At 42.3% G+C, this 21,629-nt stretch carries 13 protein-coding genes; all 13 read right to left on the reverse strand.

The window, feature by feature from the left end; genetic code table 11:
* Positions 1-242: 242 nt before the first annotated feature.
* The 13 genes from HMPREF1320_RS00280 to HMPREF1320_RS00340 all read right to left on the reverse strand — a co-directional run bounded on the left by HMPREF1320_RS00280 (position 243) and on the right by HMPREF1320_RS00340 (position 21,388).
* Positions 243-590, reverse strand: a complete 348-nt coding sequence (locus HMPREF1320_RS00280; protein WP_232207514.1) for a transposase — start codon at positions 588-590, stop codon at positions 243-245.
* A gap of 623 nt (positions 591-1,213) precedes the next feature.
* Positions 1,214-3,670 (reverse strand): beta-galactosidase GalA, encoded by a 2,457-nt coding sequence (gene galA, locus HMPREF1320_RS00285; RefSeq protein ID WP_009417050.1) that lies wholly within the window; start codon positions 3,668-3,670, stop codon positions 1,214-1,216.
* A complete protein-coding gene (locus HMPREF1320_RS00290; RefSeq protein WP_009417047.1) occupies positions 3,671-4,459 on the reverse strand; it encodes a glycoside hydrolase family 16 protein in 789 nt (262 codons plus the stop codon).
* A gap of 32 nt (positions 4,460-4,491) precedes the next feature.
* Positions 4,492-6,048, reverse strand: coding sequence for a DUF1735 domain-containing protein (locus HMPREF1320_RS00295; RefSeq protein ID WP_009417037.1), 1,557 nt, complete (start codon positions 6,046-6,048; stop codon positions 4,492-4,494).
* 134 nt (positions 6,049-6,182) lie between these two features.
* Complete coding sequence (locus tag HMPREF1320_RS00300) at positions 6,183-7,883, reverse strand: RagB/SusD family nutrient uptake outer membrane protein (protein ID WP_034553701.1); 1,701 nt, start codon at positions 7,881-7,883, stop codon at positions 6,183-6,185.
* A 4-nt stretch (positions 7,884-7,887) separates the two neighbouring features.
* Positions 7,888-10,641: a SusC/RagA family TonB-linked outer membrane protein gene (locus tag HMPREF1320_RS00305; protein ID WP_009417022.1), complete on the reverse strand. Its 2,754-nt coding sequence runs from the start codon at positions 10,639-10,641 to the stop codon at positions 7,888-7,890.
* A 24-nt stretch (positions 10,642-10,665) separates the two neighbouring features.
* Entirely contained in the window at positions 10,666-12,414 is a 1,749-nt protein-coding gene (locus HMPREF1320_RS00310; RefSeq protein ID WP_009417041.1) for a RagB/SusD family nutrient uptake outer membrane protein, read from the reverse strand.
* A 12-nt stretch (positions 12,415-12,426) separates the two neighbouring features.
* Positions 12,427-15,711 carry a SusC/RagA family TonB-linked outer membrane protein gene (locus tag HMPREF1320_RS00315; protein ID WP_009417028.1) on the reverse strand — a complete coding sequence of 1,095 codons (3,285 nt, stop codon included), beginning with the start codon at positions 15,709-15,711 and terminating at the stop codon, positions 12,427-12,429.
* A gap of 764 nt (positions 15,712-16,475) precedes the next feature.
* Positions 16,476-16,934, reverse strand: a complete 459-nt coding sequence (locus HMPREF1320_RS00320; RefSeq protein ID WP_009417021.1) for a CopD family protein — start codon at positions 16,932-16,934, stop codon at positions 16,476-16,478.
* Positions 16,935-17,009: 75 nt separating this feature from the next.
* Positions 17,010-17,576, reverse strand: a complete 567-nt coding sequence (pth, locus tag HMPREF1320_RS00325; protein ID WP_009417045.1) for an aminoacyl-tRNA hydrolase — start codon at positions 17,574-17,576, stop codon at positions 17,010-17,012.
* 27 nt (positions 17,577-17,603) lie between these two features.
* Positions 17,604-18,905, reverse strand: a complete 1,302-nt coding sequence (gene rimO, locus HMPREF1320_RS00330) for a 30S ribosomal protein S12 methylthiotransferase RimO (protein WP_015782236.1) — start codon at positions 18,903-18,905, stop codon at positions 17,604-17,606.
* A gap of 106 nt (positions 18,906-19,011) precedes the next feature.
* Positions 19,012-20,196, reverse strand: a complete 1,185-nt coding sequence (locus HMPREF1320_RS00335; RefSeq protein WP_009417055.1) for a hypothetical protein — start codon at positions 20,194-20,196, stop codon at positions 19,012-19,014.
* 7 nt (positions 20,197-20,203) lie between these two features.
* A complete protein-coding gene (locus tag HMPREF1320_RS00340; protein ID WP_009417039.1) occupies positions 20,204-21,388 on the reverse strand; it encodes a hypothetical protein in 1,185 nt (394 codons plus the stop codon).
* Between the last annotated feature and the right edge of the window lie 241 nt (positions 21,389-21,629).

Here is a 21,629-nt window from a genome sequence, read left to right on the forward strand (position 1 = left end):
TTGAATAAGTAAATCATTATTATTCAATATCATAAAGAACTTATCTCTCCCTATTTTTGCTACCTGATGTATCTTATCTGATAACATATAATAAAGCTTCTTTCCTCCTATCTTGGGCAGTTCTCGACGTATTTCCTGTACCATCTCAATAATTATACTCTCACTGAGTGCTACCTCCTTAAACGATTTAACTGCTTTATAATGAGCTTGTCTACTAATACCAAAACACTTGCAAAGAGCGCTTATCTTTTCTGTTTTGGAAAGTACTTCAATAACTCTTGTTCTAACTTTTTTTTTATTTCATCGCCCATTCCTGTTTCCTGACCAAGAATTTGAAAATAAGTCTTATAAACTTTATTCTCTAAAGTCGTTTCAGCAAAAGCCTCTTTAAGGGCTTTTAACTCCTTTTTAAGAGCTTGAAGCTCCCCGATTTCATCAATTGTTTCCACGCGTACTATTTTATTTAATAAGTGATTTTTACCATACTTTTTAAGCCATTTTTGAATCGTTGTACTTCCTCCAATGCCGTACTTGCGTCGGCAGTTTTCAATACTCAATCCGTTTCTCTCAATCTCTTCTACGATACTCAACTTAAAGCAATCACTGTACCGAACTGTTTCTTTCCTCCCTATTGTCATATCTTTTTATGGTTTTTAGTGTAAACCTATTTCAGGATATGACATCATTCGCCTCTCGTCCCTACACCCCCTCTCCTTGGGAGAGGGACGGGGTGAGGATTCTTTTTCTTTCGCCTCGAAACCCCGTTTTTACCATTTTTTGCATCGCTGTATTATACTATGAGTCAACTACTTATATACCCTTTCTATACCAATCGTCCAAGATTCGTATAAGCTTCCTATAAGCTCTCTATAAGCTAAGTCCACTCTCCTAACACTCTTTTTTCACCAAAAAGTCTCTTAGTCTCCTTCTGAAAATCTTCGTTTCCTTCCGAAAGTCCTAACCAGCCTGATTTGTCCTACGAGTCAGACCTGTCACCCCCCCTTTTTTTATCATTACCCATTTTCTAATTCTCTCATTTTCTAATCTGCTAATTCGCACCACAAAGTTATAAAATATTTGTCAATACAGCAATATGCTCTCTCTCTTTTCTCTCTAAGTCAGTTTTTCCCTTTATTTATTCTTCGTTCAAGCGTTAACTTACTTTTTACTCACATATCCAGCTCTGGAACCTTCTCTGGCTTTACCTTTTACCTTAATTCATTCTCACCACTGCCTCTTTCAGTCCGTTACTTGTAGCGCGTAATTGTACCTTTCCACCTTTTTCACCTGAGCGGATAATCACTTGGCATTTGCCATTGAAAAGTTTACGCTCTACACGCTCTCCTTCGGCAAAAGTATCTTTCTCGTGCGAACTGGGGTCGCCGTTTCCTACTCCTATAATGCGAGCATCTCCTGTAAGCTGAAACTGTATAAGGGCATCGGCATTGGGTACTTCACGTCCTTTTTTATCTACTACACTCACGTTCACTACTACGGCATCTTGCTTACCGGCTTTCAGTTGTGTTTTATGAGGAGAAAGCACAATCGCAAAAGGTTTTTCGGTAGTAGTTATTTCGGAGGTAATCCGCTTCCCATTCTTAGTGCCTACCGCTTTCAGCGTACCTTTTTCGTAGGGTACTTCCCAATATAAGTGTCCAAAAGCAGGTGTTTTTTGTTTGCCGAGCGTCTTCCCGTTCAAGAAAAGTTCCACTTCTTCGGTATTGCTATATACCCACACTTTTACCACAGTGTTTTGGGGCAGGTTCAGATTCCAATGAGGGGCTATGTGCAATACAGGCGATTCACTCCAATGGGCTTTGTAGTAGTAATACACGTTCTTAGGGAAACCACACACGTCCATTACCCCAAAATGCGAACTGATATTAGGCCACGCAAAAGGGGTAGGCTCTCCGCGATAGTCGAAGCCCGTCCATACGAAACCGCCCATAAAACGAGGGTCGTTAGCAGTCGTGCTGTACCATTGCTGTGCTTGTGATGCCCAACTAGGGTAACTCTTGTCTTGGTCGAGCAGATAGGCGCGTAGGGTATCGGCTACAAAATGACCGCTGTAACCGCCTGCTTTGTCAAGTACGATTTCCGGCAGATACACCCCTCGAGTACCCACGGTGCTGGCTACTTCGGTACCGATGATAGGTTGATTGGGGTGCGCTCTCTCATAATCGGTAAGCCCATAGAGGTTGTAATTGAAGCCTCGTACAGGTATGGCAGCACTCACGCCTTCATTTTCATTACCTACGTTGGCGCCATAAGTGCTCACGCGTGAAGGGTCTAAATGCTGTTGTAAACTCACCAACGTACGCGCAATGCGCTCGCCAGTTTCGGTGCTTTGTATTTTTTCTTCTTCATTCCCGATACACCACATAAAGACGCTAGCGTGATTGCGGTCGCGCTTGATAAGGTCTTCAAATTGTTGGCGGTATTCTCGCCCGCTGTTTAAGAGTCGGGTTTCGTCCATCACTAATAAACCCAAACTGTCGCAGGCTTGTAGCACGGCAGGGCTATGAGGGTGATGGGCAGTGCGGTAGGCATTGGCACCCATTGCTTTGAGTAACCCAATACGATAATACTGCAATTCGTCTAATAGTGCAGTACCTACGCCGGCGTGGTCTTGATGTACGCACACGCCTTTTATTTTCATTTTTTTGTCGTTGAGGTAAAAGCCGTCGGGTTGATAACTAAAAGTGCGTACCCCAAAGCGGGTGCGAATAAGGTCGGTGGTCTTTCCGTTGGAAATGATTTTTGTTGTTAAGGTGTACAGATAGGGGTGCTCAGTATCCCAAAGCTGTGCATTAGGAATGTTAAGGTTACTCTTTACAGTTACTTTTTCGTTAGGGGCAAAAGTAGTATTTGCAGATTTGTGAGTGGCTATTACTTTCTTTTCACGGTTAAGAATAGTCCATTCCACCTGAAATGTTTGTGAGCTTGTCTCTCGGTTATGCACAGTGGCTTCGGCGTGCATTTCGGCTTGTTTGCCAATGCTTTTGGTATAGATAAAAACCTCTTCGGGGGAAGAGTGAACAGAGTTGTAAGAGTTTAGCCACACGTGCCGATAGATACCTGCGCCTTCGTAAAACCAACCTTCGTTTTGGGTAGCGTCTACCCTTACGGTAATCACGTTTGGTTTGCCAAAATACACCAAATCCGTAATATCGTACTTTATTCCTGTATACCCGCTGAGGTGATGCCCTACATAAATGCCATTTACCCAACACCTACTGTCTCTAAAAATACCGTCGAATTGCAGTTCGATGCGTTTGCTCGCTTCGGATTTGCTGAGGTCAAAGGTTTTTCTATACCAACCGATACTATGCTCGGGGAAGGTACTGCCTAAGGCTTTATATCCGTGTGACCAATCACCTTTTTCACTGAAAGGGAGAGTTACTGCCCAATCGTGAGGGAGGTCTACGGTTTGCCACGCGCTATCGTCGTAGTCTATGCTCGAAAAGTTAATGCCTTTGGAAAGTGTTTTTGAGAAGTCGTTATATACACGGTAATACAAATCTTTAGTAGGGTCGGTAGCGTGCCCTAAGCTGAATTTCCAACCGTTATCTAACAATATATGCTCCCTAATGGCTTGCCCATAGATGGGGTGAGCAAGCCATAGGAGCATACCGATGAGAAAGGGAAGAAACTTGTATGGATATCTCATTTACTTTTTAGGTACATATTTGTATACCTTTACCCAATCTACTTGTAGTTTGAGTTGTTTGGTAAAAGGTTTGTTAATGTCTTTTTCAGTTTGAAAGCATAAATGGTGAGGTGCTTTAGCCATTGCTATAGGGTCTTTAAGAGTCCATTCAAGTTTACCGTCGATGTAAATCTTTATGTACTCAGGAGCCCATTCCATTGCTACAATATGCCAATCGGTTTTGCTGTAGTTGCGGAAGCTCTGTTGATACTGTTGGTCTTTACCAGATACTGCATAATGGATATAGGTATTCCAAGCGTTGTCCTCGTGATTTGTTTCATAGATGTCGTTTTCGCCATCGTCAGGCCATTTTTCACTTTCAGGCCAAGTAAGTCCTAAACCGCTGGAAGACTTATGAGGGTCTTCGTCCATACGTATTCTGAACTCAAACTTACCGTATTTGTAGTTCTTTTTATGAGCTATTCCACCTGTTATAAACATTCCTTCGCGTTTATAATCTTTGTCGATAAGGCAATTCAAGAAGCCGTCTTTCACTTCTATGGCATAGGTACGGCGCGTATTCTCAGGTTTGAGTTTACCTTCTTTTTCGAGGTATTCATTGTCATACACAGCCCAATTATCTGTGTTTAAGGCATTGCCATCGAAGTTGTCTTGGAAGTCTAACACCCATTCAGTAGGGGTTTCAGGCATAGGGTTGTCTTCAATAGGAGTGTCTCCTCCCGATTTGTTACAGGCAGTAAGCCCGCACAATAACATTGTAATAAAACTAAAGGTTGTTGCGTTTTTCATATGTTTTTTAATTGTCTATTTAATATATTCATTTAAGGTGCTTTTTTAATAAAGATATCCGAAAAGGTCAAGTCTTCGTAATTGTTATCCCAGCTACCTATCTTTATCACAAAGTATAGTTTACCTGTTTTAGTAGCTGTATAAGTCTTTTCACCTGAAGCTAATTCCGACATCAGTCCGCTTTTAGGCGTTTTGATTTCTCCCGATAGGTCAAACACCTTACCGTCGTTGAAGTCTTTGCCTTCTTCAGGTTCCCACTGACTTATATACACTTGTATCCAGCCCCACGCTTTGCCTTTGGCAGTGAGTGTCATATCGTAAGTATAAGTTTCTCCTCCGCTTACTTCAATAGGCTGATAAATTACGTGGTTGAACATCTTTCCTTCGGTGCCCGAAGTGTAATGAATATTACCGTCGGTAATGGTGATATCAGCTTTTTCTGAAAGACCTCCATTGATGCCTTGCAATAGTATTTTCCAAGCGTCTTTTTTGATGCTAGTCTCTACCGGAGGTTTAGGAGGCTTAGGACTATTATCTTTCTTGAATACGATATCAGAGAGGGCTAAATCCTCGAAATTATTATCCCAGCTACCTATCTTTATTACAAAGTAGAGTGTGCCGGTTTTACCAGCGGTATAGGTCTTTTGGTCTTGGATAGCTGAAAGTTCGGCAAATGAACCACTCATAGGAGAGGTGATGTTGTTTTGGAGCTCTAATACCTTGCCATCGCCGAAGTCTTTGCCTTCTTCGGGTTCGTGTTCACTCACATACGCTTGTATCCAACCCCACGCTTTTCCTTTGATTTCCACGTGCATATCGTAAGTGTAAGTCTGTCCTTTTTCTACGTTTACCGGTTGGTAAATCACGTGGTTGAACTTACCACCCACTTTACCAGATGAGTATTGGATATTACCCTCAACGATATTGATCTTAGCATCGGCTGTAATTTTTCCGTCTATACTTTGTTTTAGAATCTTCCAAGCGTATTTTTTAATCATATTTTCCACAGGAGGCTTAGGAGGTTCAGGTGGAGTAGGCAAGAACTTCGCCCCGTCAATCACTACAATAGTAGTCGCTTTGTTTTGGAGGATTCTCTCATTGCCATAAATGCTTACAGCCAAAGCGATGCGATTCTTGTAGTAATCGGGGTGGTCGGTAAGGAGCTTTTGCACATCTACGTCCAAGTAAAACGATTCTTCACTTTTACCAGAGGCAACGCTTACGCTTTCAGGCAAAGTGAAAGAGCCTTCGGGTAGTACTACAGCCGGTTTTTTCTCGTCGTTTTTGTACTTTTCTACATAAGCATTAGTAGCTTGTGCATCAACTTTTACTTTTACAGCAAAGCTATCGGTAGAGAGACCAGAGTTCTTCACGCCGAGCACTATTTTCAATTTCTTAGTAGTCTCGTCGAAAGTGTAGTTTTCGGAGTTTCCGCCGAAAGGCACATTATATTCATTACCTCCGTTGTTCAACGAGGCTTGCGGCATATAAAGTGTAGTAATGCCGGGGTCTTCAAACACATCGTCTTTTTTACAAGCGATGAAGGCTACGAATAGGAGTAGCAATAATGTAATGTTTTTTGTTTTCATATATAAGAGATTGTCCTCACCCCCTCCTTCTCCCCCTCCCCCAAGGGAAGGGGGAGGGAATCCGCAAAAGCGATGAGGTTTGTTATTCAGTTATTTTTTTCAAATTGACGTATTTCGTCACTCGTCATTCGTCACTACCAACCTGGGTTTTGTTTTACAATTCCGTTAGATTTATTGATTTCGCTATGAGGGATAGGGTAAAAGTACATCTTTTCGGTAAAAGTGCGCTTTTCTACTTCTTTTACTTGATAGCTAAAATGATTGCCGTTTTTGGTAGCTTGCACTCCAGTAAGCGACTCATTGAGCACGGTAGTAGCGTCTTTCCAACGGCGCAAATCCCAATAGCGGTGTTCTTCAAAGGCGAGTTCTATACGGCGTTCGTGTTTTACTTTTTCTCTGAACTCCTCTTTTGATGCTGTAGTAATCGCAGGCATTTCCACACCCGTTCTGCCTCTCACCAAATTGATAGCCTCTTTGGCAGTAAGTGCATAACCGTTGTTAGCATCGGGTCCGTAGACTTCGTTCATCGCCTCGGCATAGTTGAGGTAAATTTCAGCCAATCGGAAGACTACCCAAGAGCGGAGTCTTTTCTCGTCTTGTACTAAATCGAGATTGTCGTTCAAAAACTTTTTGAGGTAGTAGCCCGTGCGTGAAGCGTTTTTGGCGTTGTAGTTGTCAGCACCACCTGCATATATTTCCATTGTACGTCCGTTCCACTGGCTGTTGTTGGTTACTATCGTATAGCCGAGTCTAGGGTCGCGATTGGCGTATATATCATTAGGATCAGGGGTGCCTTTGTACTCATAAGCACTTACCAAATTATGTGAAGGCGTAATACCGCTGTTGCCTCCTGCCGTGCCAATGGGGTAGTTTTTCCTTTCCAAATCATTGGTGGCACTTTGGCGAATAGCAAAAATGGTTTCTGAGCTTTTGGCACTTCTGTCGCCGAGGAACAAATCGCGGTAGCTATTGTCGAGGCTGTAGAGATTTAAGCTGAGAAGCTCATTAGCCGCACTAGCAGCTGCTTTCCACTTGTTCACATCGTTAGTGGGGTTGTACAGTGGACTTGCCGCATAAAGCAACACTCTGGATTTGAGGGCTAAGGCAGCTCCTTTGGTAATACGCCCATCTAAGCCAATATCAAAATCTCTTCCCCAATTGGTAATCAAGCTATCTTTGGAAGCATCGATTTCACTCACGATATAGTTCACAACCTCATCTACTGTGTTGCGAGGCAAAAGTGTGTTACTATCGGCGGAAAGCGTTGTTTTTACAAGAGGTACCCCTCCGTAGCGTTTCAGTAGTTCAAAATAGAAATAAGCTCGCAACACGCGGTTTTCAAAGCGCAAAGCCCTTATGCTCTTCACATCGCGATTGTAGTTGTTGATGTCGTTTTGAGTGATGAGGTTGCGGTTCTGCTTTAAGAAAGAAGCATAGTTAGGGAATTTTTCCAAGAAATAAGTAGCCGCTTGTATGCCTTCATAGTTGTAAGCATACGTATTATCGGGGTTGTTGGTGCTATTCCAGCTTCCTTCGTTAAAAACTTGAGTGTTTGAAGGCGAAAGCGTATATTCAGCCTCGTCGCTCACTGCCGCAAACAGATTGCCATCGATGGCATCAAAGCGGTTTTGCAAACGCGTATAGGCAGCATAACCAAAGTCGTACAACACTTGGTAATTGGTTTTTATCTGCTCGTCGGTATCGTAAATATCTTCTTTGGTGTCTAACACATTACACCCGATGAGTGTACTCATCAGCGCAATGCAGCTCACTGCAAAGATTGTTCTGCTCGGTTTATTACTCTTTAACATAGCGATATATTTTCGGTAGTTTATTTGTTTAAAACTTTAAAGACACACCCATAGTAACCGATTTGAGCGCAGGGTAACCCGAAAGCACTTCGGGGTCTAAGTCGTAATCGGTAAGTAGTGATGAGAAAGTAAACGGATTGGCGGCATTTACGTAAATGCGCAATTTGCTAACGCCTATCTCGTCGAGCATTCGTTTAGGAACGCTGTAACCTACCTCTATGTAGCGTACTCTTAGGTAATTAGCTTTCTTTATCCACAAGGTGGAAGGCTGGGTGTTATTGTTGTTGCTCAATAACGACAAACGTGGGTACTGTGCGCTGCTACGGGTATCGATGCCTTGTGCAGGATAGTAAGCCCAGCGGTTTTTGGCGATAGCATACACATTGCCGTTGTTCTCAAAAGCAACTGTTTTTTGGCGTGCATCGTCTAATAAATTCACCTCTCTGCCTTGTACTCCTTGCACGAGCACGCCAAGGTCAAATCCTTCATAACCGAGGTTGAGCGTACCAGCATAAGTGAGTGTAGGGAGGTAGCTTTTGCCTATTTCGGTTTTATCGGCAGGGTCTATACGGTTGTCACCATTTAGGTCGCGGTATTTCACATCACCAGGGGCAACGTTTCCAAAGGAAGGTTTAGGGAGTGAAGGTAGCAGATTGCCATTGCTGTCAAAATCGTTTATGTCGTAGAATCCAGCAGCTTCATAGCCAAAGCGTGTGCCGATAGGTCGGCCTGTTTGAGCTGAACTCTCGCTAGTAGCGTCGTACTCAGCCATATAGTCTATTTTGTTTTTAGCAAACGAAGCATTAGCGCCTATACTATAAGTGAGTTTTCCTGCTGCGTTGCTGTAGAGCGTACTCACTTCAAAACCTCGGTTAGTTACCTTTCCTATATTTTTATAGGGAGGGGTAGCCCCAAAGACACTTGAAATACTGTAATCAGGGGTGATAATACCTTCGTGTTTGTTGAGGAAAGCCTCTATCATCACGTCCCATTTGTTAAAGAATTTAGCTTCCACGCCTATGTTGTACTTATAGGCTTTTTCGGCAAATATACGCTCATTAGGTACGTATTTTAGTCCGATAGCACTATGCCACGACGGGTCATCGTTTCCTGTGGCAAAACCGCCTCCTCCGTAAGAACCGTAATAGCGTTCGTATAAGTAGCGACCTTCGTTGTAGACATCGTTACCCGTAGTACCTACCGAAGCGCGCAATTTTAACCGATTGATATTGGCATTCGCCGAAGGGTGTTGCTCATTGAAAACCTGATAGGCTGCTGAAAGGGCGTGATAAAAACCAAACCGATTGCCTTTCTTGTAGTTATCCGAGCCACCGAAGGCAAAACCAAATTCAGCCGATACGCGTTTGTTCCAATCGTAGAACACACGTCCGCCGATGTTCTGATAGGCGTAGTTGTTGTTCAAACCCGCTTTTCCGTTGAGATTGTCGTCTATATTATAAACGTATTGAAGGTAATTTACCGCTGTTTGGAAAGTGTTTTGTCCAAACTCACGGGCATAACCTGCACCCAACAGAAACTGCAAACGGTTCCATTGGTTGGTACCCCAGTCGTCATCTACTTTGTAGTTGCTATCCCGATGGGTGGTTTGTGCTACCCCATTGAACATACGAGTGTAATCTCTACTTACAATGCGTGTGCCTCGTGTCCACGAACTGAGCGATACGCCTTGTTGTATGTATAAACCAGGGGTGATGAAGTCTAATTTCTCTTTTAGGTTGAAATTAGCCCCTAAAGTGCGGTCGTGTAGCGTTTTGATACCTAAGGCTCGGATAGAAGCGTAAGGATTATCGGGGTGGATGGCTGTACCAGGGAACGACCCATTGGGGTTTTGCGCCGGATAAATGATATTAGGGTAGCTCGCCAAGTTTTGCCAGAGCTTATACTCGTTGTAATTAGGCGATTTACGGTCTTCTATACGTCCGTTGATATTTACATTTCCTTCAAATATTTTGAGCATACTGAAATCTAAATTTGCTTTTACGAGATATTGGTCGAACCTTCCGCTAGAATGCGAATCGTCGTTCTTAGAGGCGTACAAACCACTGTTGCCAGCGTGCCCTAATAGCACAAAATACTTGGTAGTAGCCGAGCCTCCGCGTATGTTCACATCTTGTCTATCAAACAAAGCCGAATTTTTGAGTACTTTGTCGTACCAATCGGTGTTGTATTTCACATCGTTAGGGATATTGTAAAAGCTTGTCCAAGCCCCTGCATCGTTACTGTAAGCCTCGTTGTATAGCTGAGCATACTCGGTAGCTGATAGCGGTTTGCTCAGTACCGTAGGCATTTGCACGCCCGTTTGGAAATCTACTCCTACCACAGGTTTGCCTTCTGTACCGCGTTTGGTGGTAATCCACACGATGCCGTGCGCTCCTTTCATACCAAATGGCGCTAAGGCAGCCGCATCTTTCAAAACCGTAATCGACTCGATTTCGGAAGGCGATAGCAGTATAAAATCACTTTGGTAACCATCGATAAAATAGGTAACCGAAGGGTAGTTGTAAGAACCCAACCCGCGGATATTTAGACTGGCATTGTCCATTCCTCCGCCTTGCAATACAGTGAGCCCAGGTAGCACCCCAAACAAACTGTTGGTAAAGTTAGTTGTGGGCATTTTCAAGAGTTGTTCTCCTTTTACTGATGAGGTAGAAAGTGTTGAGAGCTCTTCGGGTACGTTCAGAGGGCTTTGTGCCTGCACAGCACCTGCCCAAAGCATACAGCCCACAAGGCTACAAAATAATATGTTATGTTTATATTTCATTTCAGTTGTTTTATTAATTGGTTATTAGTACCCAGGGTTTTGTATCAAGTAGCCTTTGTTCACTTCTGATTGAGGGAAAGGCTCTAAATACTGACTGTTGTCCCAATATCCTGTATAGACAGGTTTCACGGCGTAAGAAGCGTAATCCCAAGCGTTCCACCCTTCCGATTTTCCTGGGGCGTACTCAAAAACTACTCCTTTCTTTTCCCCTCCAATGATACCATTGGCGATATCGGTGAGTTTCCAGTGTTTTACATCAAAGTAACGGTGATTTTCTTCATAGAACTCTACCGCCCATTCTCTTTGCACGAGTTTGCGCAAAGCGTCTTGCCCTGTTTCAGTAACATTGGGTAGCCCTGCACGCGAGCGGATAACGTTTAGGTTTTGCAAAGCCTGAGCAGGATTACCTGCTTCGTTATAGGCTTCAGCAAGATTTAAGTAGAACTCAGCCAAACGATACAGAGGAAATTCAAACCAATCGCGGGTATCAGCCATATAAAAGAACTTCACACGGCGTCCTGCGCCTTCACTACCCGCTCTTTTTTCCCAAGTAGAGGCATTTGCCAAAGTCTCACTTGACCAATAATGCGAACCAGGGTTGTTCCACGCTTGTTGTCCTGCAATCGCTGCTGAGGCTTTAAAACGGGCTTCTAACTCATTGCACTTGTTCACATAAGTTGCGTAGCTTTCCCAGTTTTCACCCGTCCACGTTTGGTCGGTGCCATCAGTTTTGTAGTATTGGGTAAGTTGCAAGTAACTCATAGAATTTGCCCCTCCTGGTTGGCTGTGAGGGTTATAAGCCTCTATAAAACTTTGTGATTTAAAGGCAAGGAGTACTTCTCGGTTGTTAGGGGTTGCTACTGCTGTACCGTAATCGGCTAAGGGGTTGCCCGTATTGATGATTTGGTAACCATTGGCAGTTGCCCAGCGTATCACTTGCTCGTTTGCCTCTATGGCTTGTTGCCATAACGAAGCATCGTGTGTGCCAAAACAAATCAGGTTGTTATTGCCACCCAAACTCATATAAGGTGTATTGCTATTGAACAGCGGACGCGCGGCGTACATCAGCGCTTCGGCTTTGATACACATCGGGATACCTTTGGTTACACGTCCTTTTTCCGAAGCGTTGTAGCTATCGGGCAGGTCGGGAATAGCTTTGTTGCAAAGGGCAATAATATGGTTTAAGGTAGCGCGCAAAGTAGCGCGAGGAATATTCAGGTCGGAATCTACTGAAAGTGTACCCTCTATAATAGGCACCCCGCCATAACGTTTGAACATCTCCTCATATCGGTAGGCGATGAGGGTATACATTTCGGCTTTGATACCTTTCTTTTGTACCTCAGTAAGATCGGGGACTTTATCGATATTCTCAATCACCAAATAGCACTGACGGATAGATTGGTAGTTGAACACGAAACCATCGGAGCTAAGGGCTTTGCCATCGGAGTCGCTGGCTACCATTCCAGAACGTTGAATTTTATAGGTGTCTTCCCAACTGAATTTCACATCGTTCACTTCTCCCGATAGGTGAGAGAGCGTTCCCGCTTTCAGTCCGCTAATGCGCCCATTGTCGTAACGCAAGGTAATACCCGATTGCAGGCTCATCGCGTAGGCTTGGGCAATAGCCGAGAGAGATTTCTGTTTGCTCGAAAAGATAGAATCGACATTCACATCGCTCCCCAGACTCTTTTCGAGGAAGTGGTCTTCTAACTTACAAGAAAATACTTGTGAGAAAAAGACGAGGATTAAGGTGGTATAAATGAGCTTTTTCATTGGTTGTATTTTTTAGAATTGAACGTTGAGCCCTACGCTATAAGTGCGGGTCATAGGGTAGAGATATCCAGAGGCAGCGCCGTTAGAATCTTGTTGTTCGGGGTCGTAACCATCGTGCATTTTAGACCACGTATAGAGGTTGTTACCGCTCACCGATAGTTTTACCGATGAGATACCTGCTTTGTCCAACCACATTTTCTTTTGCAAGAGATAGCTTACCTCTACGTTTTTCAGCTTGATATGGTCGGTAGAGAGCAACCAGAAGTCGCTAAACAATCCGTTGATGTTATCACCGGTGCGCATAGAAGCACGTGGGAAAGTAGGGGTAATGCCGTTTTGGGCTTTCTCGGGAGTCCAACGTCCGTCGTACTGATGTTGGAAAGCTGCCCCTGTACCCATATAGAAAGGGTTGCGCGTATAGAAATCCAAAGGCATAGAACCTTGAGCCGTACCGGTGAAGAGCACTGATATTTCAAATCCTTTGTAGCCTACATTGAGGTTTGCCCCAAAGGTATAACGAGGAAAGTTTGCATAACCAATAGGCACGCGGTCTTTCTCGTCGATAACGCCATCGCCATTCACATCTACATAACGGAGGTCACCAGGTTGCACTTTATTGCCATCAAAACGCGAATAAGGGCGTTGCATTACTTCTTGCCAAGTGTTGTAGAAACCATTGGTGAGATAACCTCTGTACTGCCCGATAGAATAGCCCGTTTCATTCATCCAAGGGTGAGGGTTGTTAGGCTCATCGCGGTAGTCAATTTTGTTTTTAGCATAGGATACATTCCCCCCGATACCATAAGTGAAATCGCCTATCTTGTCGCCCCAGTGCACTTGTATTTCGTAACCTTTATTGCTTACCTTACCTATATTGCTCGCAGGAAGGTCGGAACCTACAATACCAGGCACTGTACCTCTGTTCCACAAGATGTTGTCGCGTTTTTCTTGGAATACATCGGCATTGATAGTAAGCCTATCTTTAAACATATTCAGGTCGATACCCGCATTGCTTTTTTTGGCGCGTTCCCAAGTAACATTGGGGTTCCCAACACGCGTTTCCCAAGCACCAGTATAGAAAGGGTCTTTGGTAGTACCATCGCTACTGCCGAAATAGTAACCTCCGGCGCCATAGCCATCGTTGCGGTAGCCTTCATAGCCATAGCCCCAAGTACTGGGCAAGTATAGAAAACGGCGACCACCTACTTGGTCATTTCCTACTTCGCCATAAGAACCTCTGAGCTTTAAGTAAGTAACAATATTGTTTTTAGGGAAGAACTTTTCGTTAGTAACCACCCAACCCAATGAGAAGGCAGGGAAGAATCCGAAGCGTTTGCCAGGAGCGAAATTTTCGGTACCATTATACCCCATATTGCCTTCAATAAGGTAACGGCGGTCGTAATCGTAAGTAACCCTACCGGCGAGCCCCATAATACCAGCAGGCACGTTGAACTCAAAACCAGGGTCATACGTTTTTTGTCCGTTAGCCAAAAGTAAGGCAGTGATATTGTGTTTTCCGAAAGAGCGGTCGTAGTTGGTAGCTACTTCAAAATACAGGCGACGCCATTTGCTTGACTTAAAGCGGTCGGTAAGGGTAGTGTGTTTGAGTCTGCCGCCAAAGAAGAGTAGTTCAGCAGGGTTTTTAGGGTTGCGAGTTACGTTATACGAAGGGATAGAGCGTTCTCTTTTCACACCTTTTCTATACAAATCGTTGTAAGAAAAAGTACCTGAAATAGAAAGACCCTGAGTGATATAATCGAGTTTGTGTTTCAGTTTTAAGTTTAGGTTCAAGTCGGTTTGATAGGTAGTAAGATAAGGTCGCCAGAGCAAGCTGGACAACACCGAATAACCTGTACCTCCTTTACCTACTAAAGGATTTACACCATCTACATATCCATCGATTAAACGCCCATCTACAATACCAGGACCTGCAAAAGGCGTATTAGCCAAGATATGCACTAACATCGACTTTTTGCGGGCTGTTTCGCTGTTTACATCGCCGTCTTGCTCACTACCCAAAATCCCTCCTACCTTTGAAGATACAGCAGCAAGGTCGAGCGTGAGGTTAGTACGGTCGGTAAGTTCAAAATCGAAGTTAGAGCGGAAGTTGTAACGCTGATATTTAGAGTTTACATCGGCGTTGTGGTAGTTAGTTTCTTTGAAAGTACCTCCTTGATAGAAATATCCCAAAGAAGTAAAATAACGCGTTTTCTCACTTCCCCCTGATACGTTTAAGTTGAATTGCGTTTGAGGAGATACTCCGCCAAAAGCCTCTTTGAAATAGTTATGACTGGTGTAATATAACGCAGGGCTATTTAGCAGAGCTTGTTTTTGTTCAGGAGTGAGGTTCATCGCTTCCACCTCTTGAGGTGTATAGTCGCGATTGTTCTTGAACTTCCACAGCTCGTTGTGAAAACCGCTTTCGCTGAACAGTTTATCGAAGTTACTTGGGTCGTTGTCATTGCGAATAGCTTCGTTGCGGAAGCGAGCATAATCATAAGAATTGAGCAGGTCTAACTGAGTAGCCAACTCGCTCATACCAAAGTTATAAGTAAGACTCACCTTAGGAGCGCCAGAGCGACCTCTTTTGGTAGTTACTACTACCACCCCGTTAGCACCTTTCACACCATAGACAGCTGTTGCCGAAGCGTCTTTCAGTAAGTTAATACTTTCAATTTCGTAAGGGTCCATCGCATTTACGGCATTCATAGAGCTTTGGATACCATCTACTACCACCAAAGGTTCTTGGCTACTTGCATTGAAGGTACTCACCCCGCGAATACGAATGGTAGTAGCGTTCCTACCAGGCTCACCACTGGACTGAGTGGATGTAATACCTGGCATACGCCCTACCAGCGCATTGGAGACGTTGGCAACTGCATTTTCTACGAGTTTATTTCCTTTGACAGAAGAAATAGCACCTGTTACAGTTTCCTTCTTTTGGGTACCATACCCCACAACCACCACTTCTTTTAGTTCGGTGGTTTCGGGCAAGAGCTTTACGGTGATGCTGTTGCGGTTTTGCACCTGTACTTTGGTACTCTTATATCCCATAAAGGATATCTCTAAGGTAGCATTTCCGTTCTTCAAGCTGAGTTGGAAGTTACCGTCGAAATCGGAGGTTACGCCGTTTTTAGTACCTACTTCCAATACGGTAGCACCCATCAGAGGCATATTGTCTTCATCAACTACTTTCCCTTTTACTGTTTGGGCAAACAGGGATTGTGCTCCTACGCATAGCCCGAACAGCCAAGCGAGCATCAGTAGTTTGGTTTTGTATGAATGTAATCTATCCATAATTTTGGAATTTTAGTTATATGGAAAATGTCTTATTTCGTTGGGGCAAAGGTAGGGTGTTATAGTTAAAGGGTTGTTATCATTTCTTTTCGTTTATTTATCAAATTCTATCTACAGTAAGAAATATTAAAGTAAAGGAAATGTTTAGGTGCTTGTTATATTGTGTTTATCAAAGGTTTATAACAAAATATTTTTTTCTTTAACAAGTGCAATATTACATATTTTAAAATAAATAAACAAATAGAGGTTTTATAGTGGCTCTACAGTGGCTCTACAGTGGGTCTACAGTGGGTCTACAGTGGGTCTACAGTGGGTCTACAATGGAGACTAACCGAAGATTAATTGAATACTAAATGAACACTGATTGAGTTTAGAATGTTACTAAAACCAATCGAGGGTGGGAAAAAATCAGCAAATTAAAAAATGAGAGAATTAGAAAATTGGAAAGGTTCGGAAGAGGTAATTCAGGTAAAAGATAAGAGGTAAAGTGGGGGCTTAGCTGATAGGAAGCTGTATAAAGAAGAGAGATTTTTTTGTTATGATACAAAAATGCAACTTAAAGAGCTGGTGTAACCCATAACAACTGACTTCGACAATTGCTTTGTAATCGGAATCAGCTAAAAACCTTAGGTGTGAGTGAAAATGGAAAGTTAAGAGGGGTAAAAGCAGAATTTAACCAGTCGGGAAGTTTGAAGAGAAACAATTCGCGTTTAAATCTTAAAGGAAAGAGGGCTAATAGAAGTTTATTAGTTAGCTCTCTAATATTATTGTATTCCTCCTATTCTTACTAAACTACCCAGTACTACCATTACTACCCCTATGAGGGTTACACAGATGATATGCACCGCCATTTCGGGTAATTTGTTGAGCTGACCTTTGCGCAGTTTGGGCAATACCCTTGTTTGTGCCGAAATAGCAAAACAAATAGAGGTTAGCAAACAAATGAGTTTCAGTGATACTACGCGCTCAATAGGAGTAGCGAATGAAAACCAAGAACTGAAACCAGCGTTGTAGTCGTAAGCCATCAAAATACCTGTGATAACTAATACGGCAAGTGAGGGCATACCGATAGGCTCGTAAGTCTTCTCGAAATTGCCTATATAGCTAAAATCTTTGTGTTTAAGAGCTTTTGGCAAATAGCCGATAGCCAATACTAAGTGTCCGCCTACCCAAATAGTGGCAGCAATGAGGTGCAGAATGAGAATGAGGTGATGTGTGTACATAGTTAGGTTTCAGGGGGTCAGGTTTTAGGGGTTAGGGGTTAGGGGTTAGGGGTTAGGGGTTAGGGATTGCGCTTCCTATTTATTATTAAAGGTGTTCATTGTAATATTAAGCCCTGCTAAGCCAAAAGAAAGGACGGCTTCGGCAGATTTCTGTAGGCGTTCAGGCAAGAGGGTTTGCTCTTCGGGAGCCCACTCGCCGAGTACATAGTCTATTTGCCTGCCTGATTCAAAATTACTGCTAATACCAAAGCGCAAACGCGCATATTGTTGGGTGTTCAGTTGGGCTTGTATATCTTTAAGTCCGTTGTGACCCCCGTCGCTACCTTTGCCTTTGATACGGATAGTGCCAAACGGGATATTTAGGTCATCGCAAATGACCAAGAGGTTTTCCAAAGGAATGTTTTCTTTTTCCATCCAGTAGCGTACTGCTTTGCCACTGAGGTTCATATACGTGGAGGGTTTCAACAATATAAAGGTACGCCCTTTCACTTTAATTTCGGCGAGGTCACCAAGCTTCTGAGTAGTAAAAGAAGCATTATGGTCTTTCACCAATGTATCGGCTACAAGGAATCCTATATTATGACGAGTGTTGGCGTATTCAGCCCCTATATTGCCGAGGCAGGCGATTAAATATTTCTTCATAGTGCAAAGGTAGTAATAATTTGCGAATTAGCACGGCTCTCCATACAAATCGTAATCGGTAGCCTCGATAATCTTTATATCTGTAAAATCACCTATCTTTACATAGTGTTTTTTAGCATCGATAAGCACCTCGTTGTCTACATCGGGCGAGTCGTATTCGGTGCGACCTACAAAGTAGTTGCCCTCTTTGCGGTCGATGAGACAACGGAAAGTCTTTCCTACTTTCTCTTGGTTAAGCTCCCACGATATTTGCGATTGTATCTCCATAATCTCGTTAGCACGTGCAAGTTTTACTTCTTCCGGCACATCGTCTTCGAGCGCATAGGCGGTAGTGTTTTCCTCGTGACTGTAAGTAAAACAACCCAAACGGTCGAAGCGCATTTCTTTTACAAAGTCTTTCAGCTTCTGGAAGTCTTCTTCCGTTTCTCCTGGGTACCCCACAATAAGGGTAGTGCGTATAGCCATTTCGGGTATTGCTTCGCGGAACTTTTTCAGCAGTTTAGTAGTCTTCGCTTGGGTAGTACCGCGCTTCATACTTGCGAGGATAGAGTCAGAAATATGTTGAAGCGGAATGTCTAAATAGTTGCAGATTTTAGGTTCAGTCTTCATCACTTCCAATACGTCCATCGGGAAGCCGGTAGGGAATGCATAGTGTATGCGTATCCACTCGATGCCTTCTACTTTCACAAGAGCACGCAATAGGTCAGCCAAAGCACGCTTTTTGTAGAGGTCAAGACCGTAGTAGGTAATATCTTGGGCGATGAGTATAAGTTCTTTCACCCCTTTGGCAGCCAACTTCTCCGCTTCGGTTACAAGAGCTTCAATAGGGGTCGATAGGTGCGCCCCGCGCATTAGTGGAATTGCACAAAAGCTACAAGGGCGATCGCAACCTTCCGATATTTTCAGATAGGCGTAGTTCTTAGGGGTAGTAGTGAGGCGCTCTCCTATGAGCTCGTGTTTATAGTCGGCGCCGAGTACTTTCAAAAGGGCAGGCAGTTCGCTAGTACCGAAGTATTGGTCTACATCAGGGATTTCTTTCTCCAAATCGGGCTTATAGCGTTCAGAGAGACACCCCATCACAAACACCTTATCTACCAATCCAGCTTCTTTCTGTTGCACATAGTCCAAAATAGTGTTGATACTCTCCTCTTTGGCATTGTTGATAAACCCACAAGTGTTAATCACCACAATATTGCCCTTTTGCTCGTGCACCACCTCTTTGCCACCCGCTTTAAGTTGCCCCATCAGTACTTCGCTGTCATACACGTTTTTAGAACACCCAAGGGTTACGACGTTTATAGTGTTTTTCTTTATACTTCTTGTTCGCATTTGTTGTTAGTTTCAGGGGGCAAAAGTACGACTAATTTAGTAATTATCAAATTGTCCGCCCTCACACAGTGAGGGCGGACAATTTGATTTCTGCTTTCGAAGTCTATTAGTAATTGAGTTCGTAATGGGTTACTAAATGAGGTTTGAATGTTATATTCATTTCTATTTGTGATAACTTTTTCTGATTATTTTCAGTGATATATCTGAAAGTATATTCACAGATTTTATCTACTATCAGGTTGAGTGGTTTACCATTGCTATCTTTCTCTACTTTTATAGGAATGGTAAATTGAATTACACGCTCATTTTGTTTGTTATTGATGATTTTATAACTCTTACCGGTAACTGTTCCGTTATCAATCTTAGTCATAAGATCTTGCAAAGTGTTTGACATAGTTGTAGCATCAATATCTCCATAAGAAGAATTTTGATAATAAGCTCCTACTGAAGTTCCAGTTCTTAAATACTCGTTTTCGCTAATGTTTTTCACAAAACCATCATTATCAAAAGTGTAAGTAAGTTCTATGATTTTGTTTTCTATTTCTCCATTGTAGCGAGAAGAGGGAATAACTACTTTCTTAGGCAAATTTTTAGGAGATGCACCAATTATCAAAGCGATAGGCATTTCGAAATAATTCATAAAACTTCTACTTTCTCTACTGAAATCAAAAGAAAAAACGTTAAATTTGTTCTTATTCTCATTGTTGTAATAAGTTAAGACAGTTTCGAGAATTTTATTTCCTTCTCTATCATCTTTGCTAATAATTTTGGTAATATTGTCATTCTCCCAAGTAATAATCTCGTCACCTACACTTTTAAGTTGTTGTTTTTCGTTGTACATACCAAACCCGAGTGTATTACCTGCTGCATTTAGTCCATACTCTACCGCTTGAATATCGTATTGACCATTCACTTCGGTATCATAAGGAGCGGTAATTATTACCGAATAGTCCTTATAGGTAAAAGTTCTTACATCTTCAGGTTTTCTTTCTTGTTTTATGGTAACCTTGTTGATTCTACCCATATTGTCGTATTCGTATAGGTATTCGGCAGTACGTAAAGTATACGTTTGGTTGTATAATTCAGCTTCTAAATAACTGTTAGGACTATTAGTGTTGCTTGTAGTACCTTCATCAATATAAGTACAGCTTATACGTTTTACTTTTTTAGTAGGCAAATAAGCTTGCTGTTGCTCCGATAGAGGCTTTGCAGGCGTAGGAGTGTTGTCGTCCTTACTGTTACACCCTACAAGGGTAGCCAATGCCAAAAGGCTTAATAAAAATCTCTTCATAGTGGTATTAGTAATTTAATTCGTAATTCGTAATTATATCAGCATAGTAGGTAGCTTCCATACGGATATCAGTAGCAGAAGTATTGTTATAAGATACGGTAAACTTACAAACTTTATTCACGTTCAGATTGATAGTTTTACCATTGCTGTCTTTTTCTACTTTTACAGGCACAGTAATCTCAAAAATACGAGTACTACCATCATCACTGATAAATTTGTAGCTCTTATCAGTAACCGTTTTATTCTCAATGTTTGCAATCAGTGTTTGTAACTCACTCCAATAAGTACCAATTTCGTTGTTGCCATTGTTAGGAACGTATGAATATAACGAACCAGGGACAAATTTATTTTCTTTTTCAGCAATAGTTTTTACAAACTCATCGCTGTCAAAAGTATAACTGAAGCTCACTGGGCGCTCAAAACGACTACTATAAGAATCGTTTTCCTCTAAAGGAGTCGCTTCTATAGGTAAGTTTTTAGGAGCTGTTCCTTTTATGATAGCAATCGAAAGAGCAAAGTATTCCTGATAGCTACGGATATCATCCCCTGTATGATCAATTAAGTAAAATTTATTTTTATTAGTAGCACTATTGTAAGAAAATTTCACCCCTCTTTCTTTAACCACCCCATTTCTCGTTACTTTTCTACTGATTTTAGTGAGGTTGTCGTTTTCCCAAGTAAAAGTTCCTGCACTCATAGAGTTTTTGAGTTGTTGTTTCTCGTTGTATACCCCTAAGCTTAATATGTTACCAGAAGAATTGAGTCCATATTCTATAGAGCGAGGCTCTCTAATCCCATCATAAGGAGGAGGAGTCGTAATGGTTACCGAAATATTTGAATAAGTGAGGGTACTTACAATATCAGAGTCTCCCTCTCTTTTAAAAGTAACCTTAGTGATTCTACCTGCATTGTCATACTCATAGAAGTACTCCATAGTTTTCACTGTAAACTTTTGTCCCTGATTCAACTCAGGTTTTAAAAAGTCTTTGTATTGTACGGAAGGGTAAGAACCATTTTCATAATCAGCCTCTACATAAGTAGCTGTTACGTGTTTTACTTTTTTAGTAGGCAGATAGTTTTGCTGTTCTTTTGTGAAGTCAGGTCTCTGAGGAGGGGTAGGATTATTATCGTCCTTACTACCACACCCTACAAGCGTAGTCATTGCCAAAAGGCTCAATAAAAATTTCTTCATAATGTTGTATGTATTTAAATTTTGGGGCAAAAGTAATGCTTTTTTTTATTCTCAACTATTAAAGGAATGTTAAACTTTTACACAATGACAAAAATCCAACTTCTTTCAGAGTTCCTTCGGTTAATCACACTTCTCATTTGCTAATTTCCAAATTTGCTAATTCTCTAATTATCCCAAACCATCTATTCTCTTTCCGTCACACTCCCTCCTAGTGCCTATGGCCTAAGGCTTATCACCTCTT

This window comes from Capnocytophaga sp. oral taxon 335 str. F0486, from assembly GCF_000277665.1.
Classification (GTDB): domain Bacteria; phylum Bacteroidota; class Bacteroidia; order Flavobacteriales; family Flavobacteriaceae; genus Capnocytophaga; species Capnocytophaga ochracea.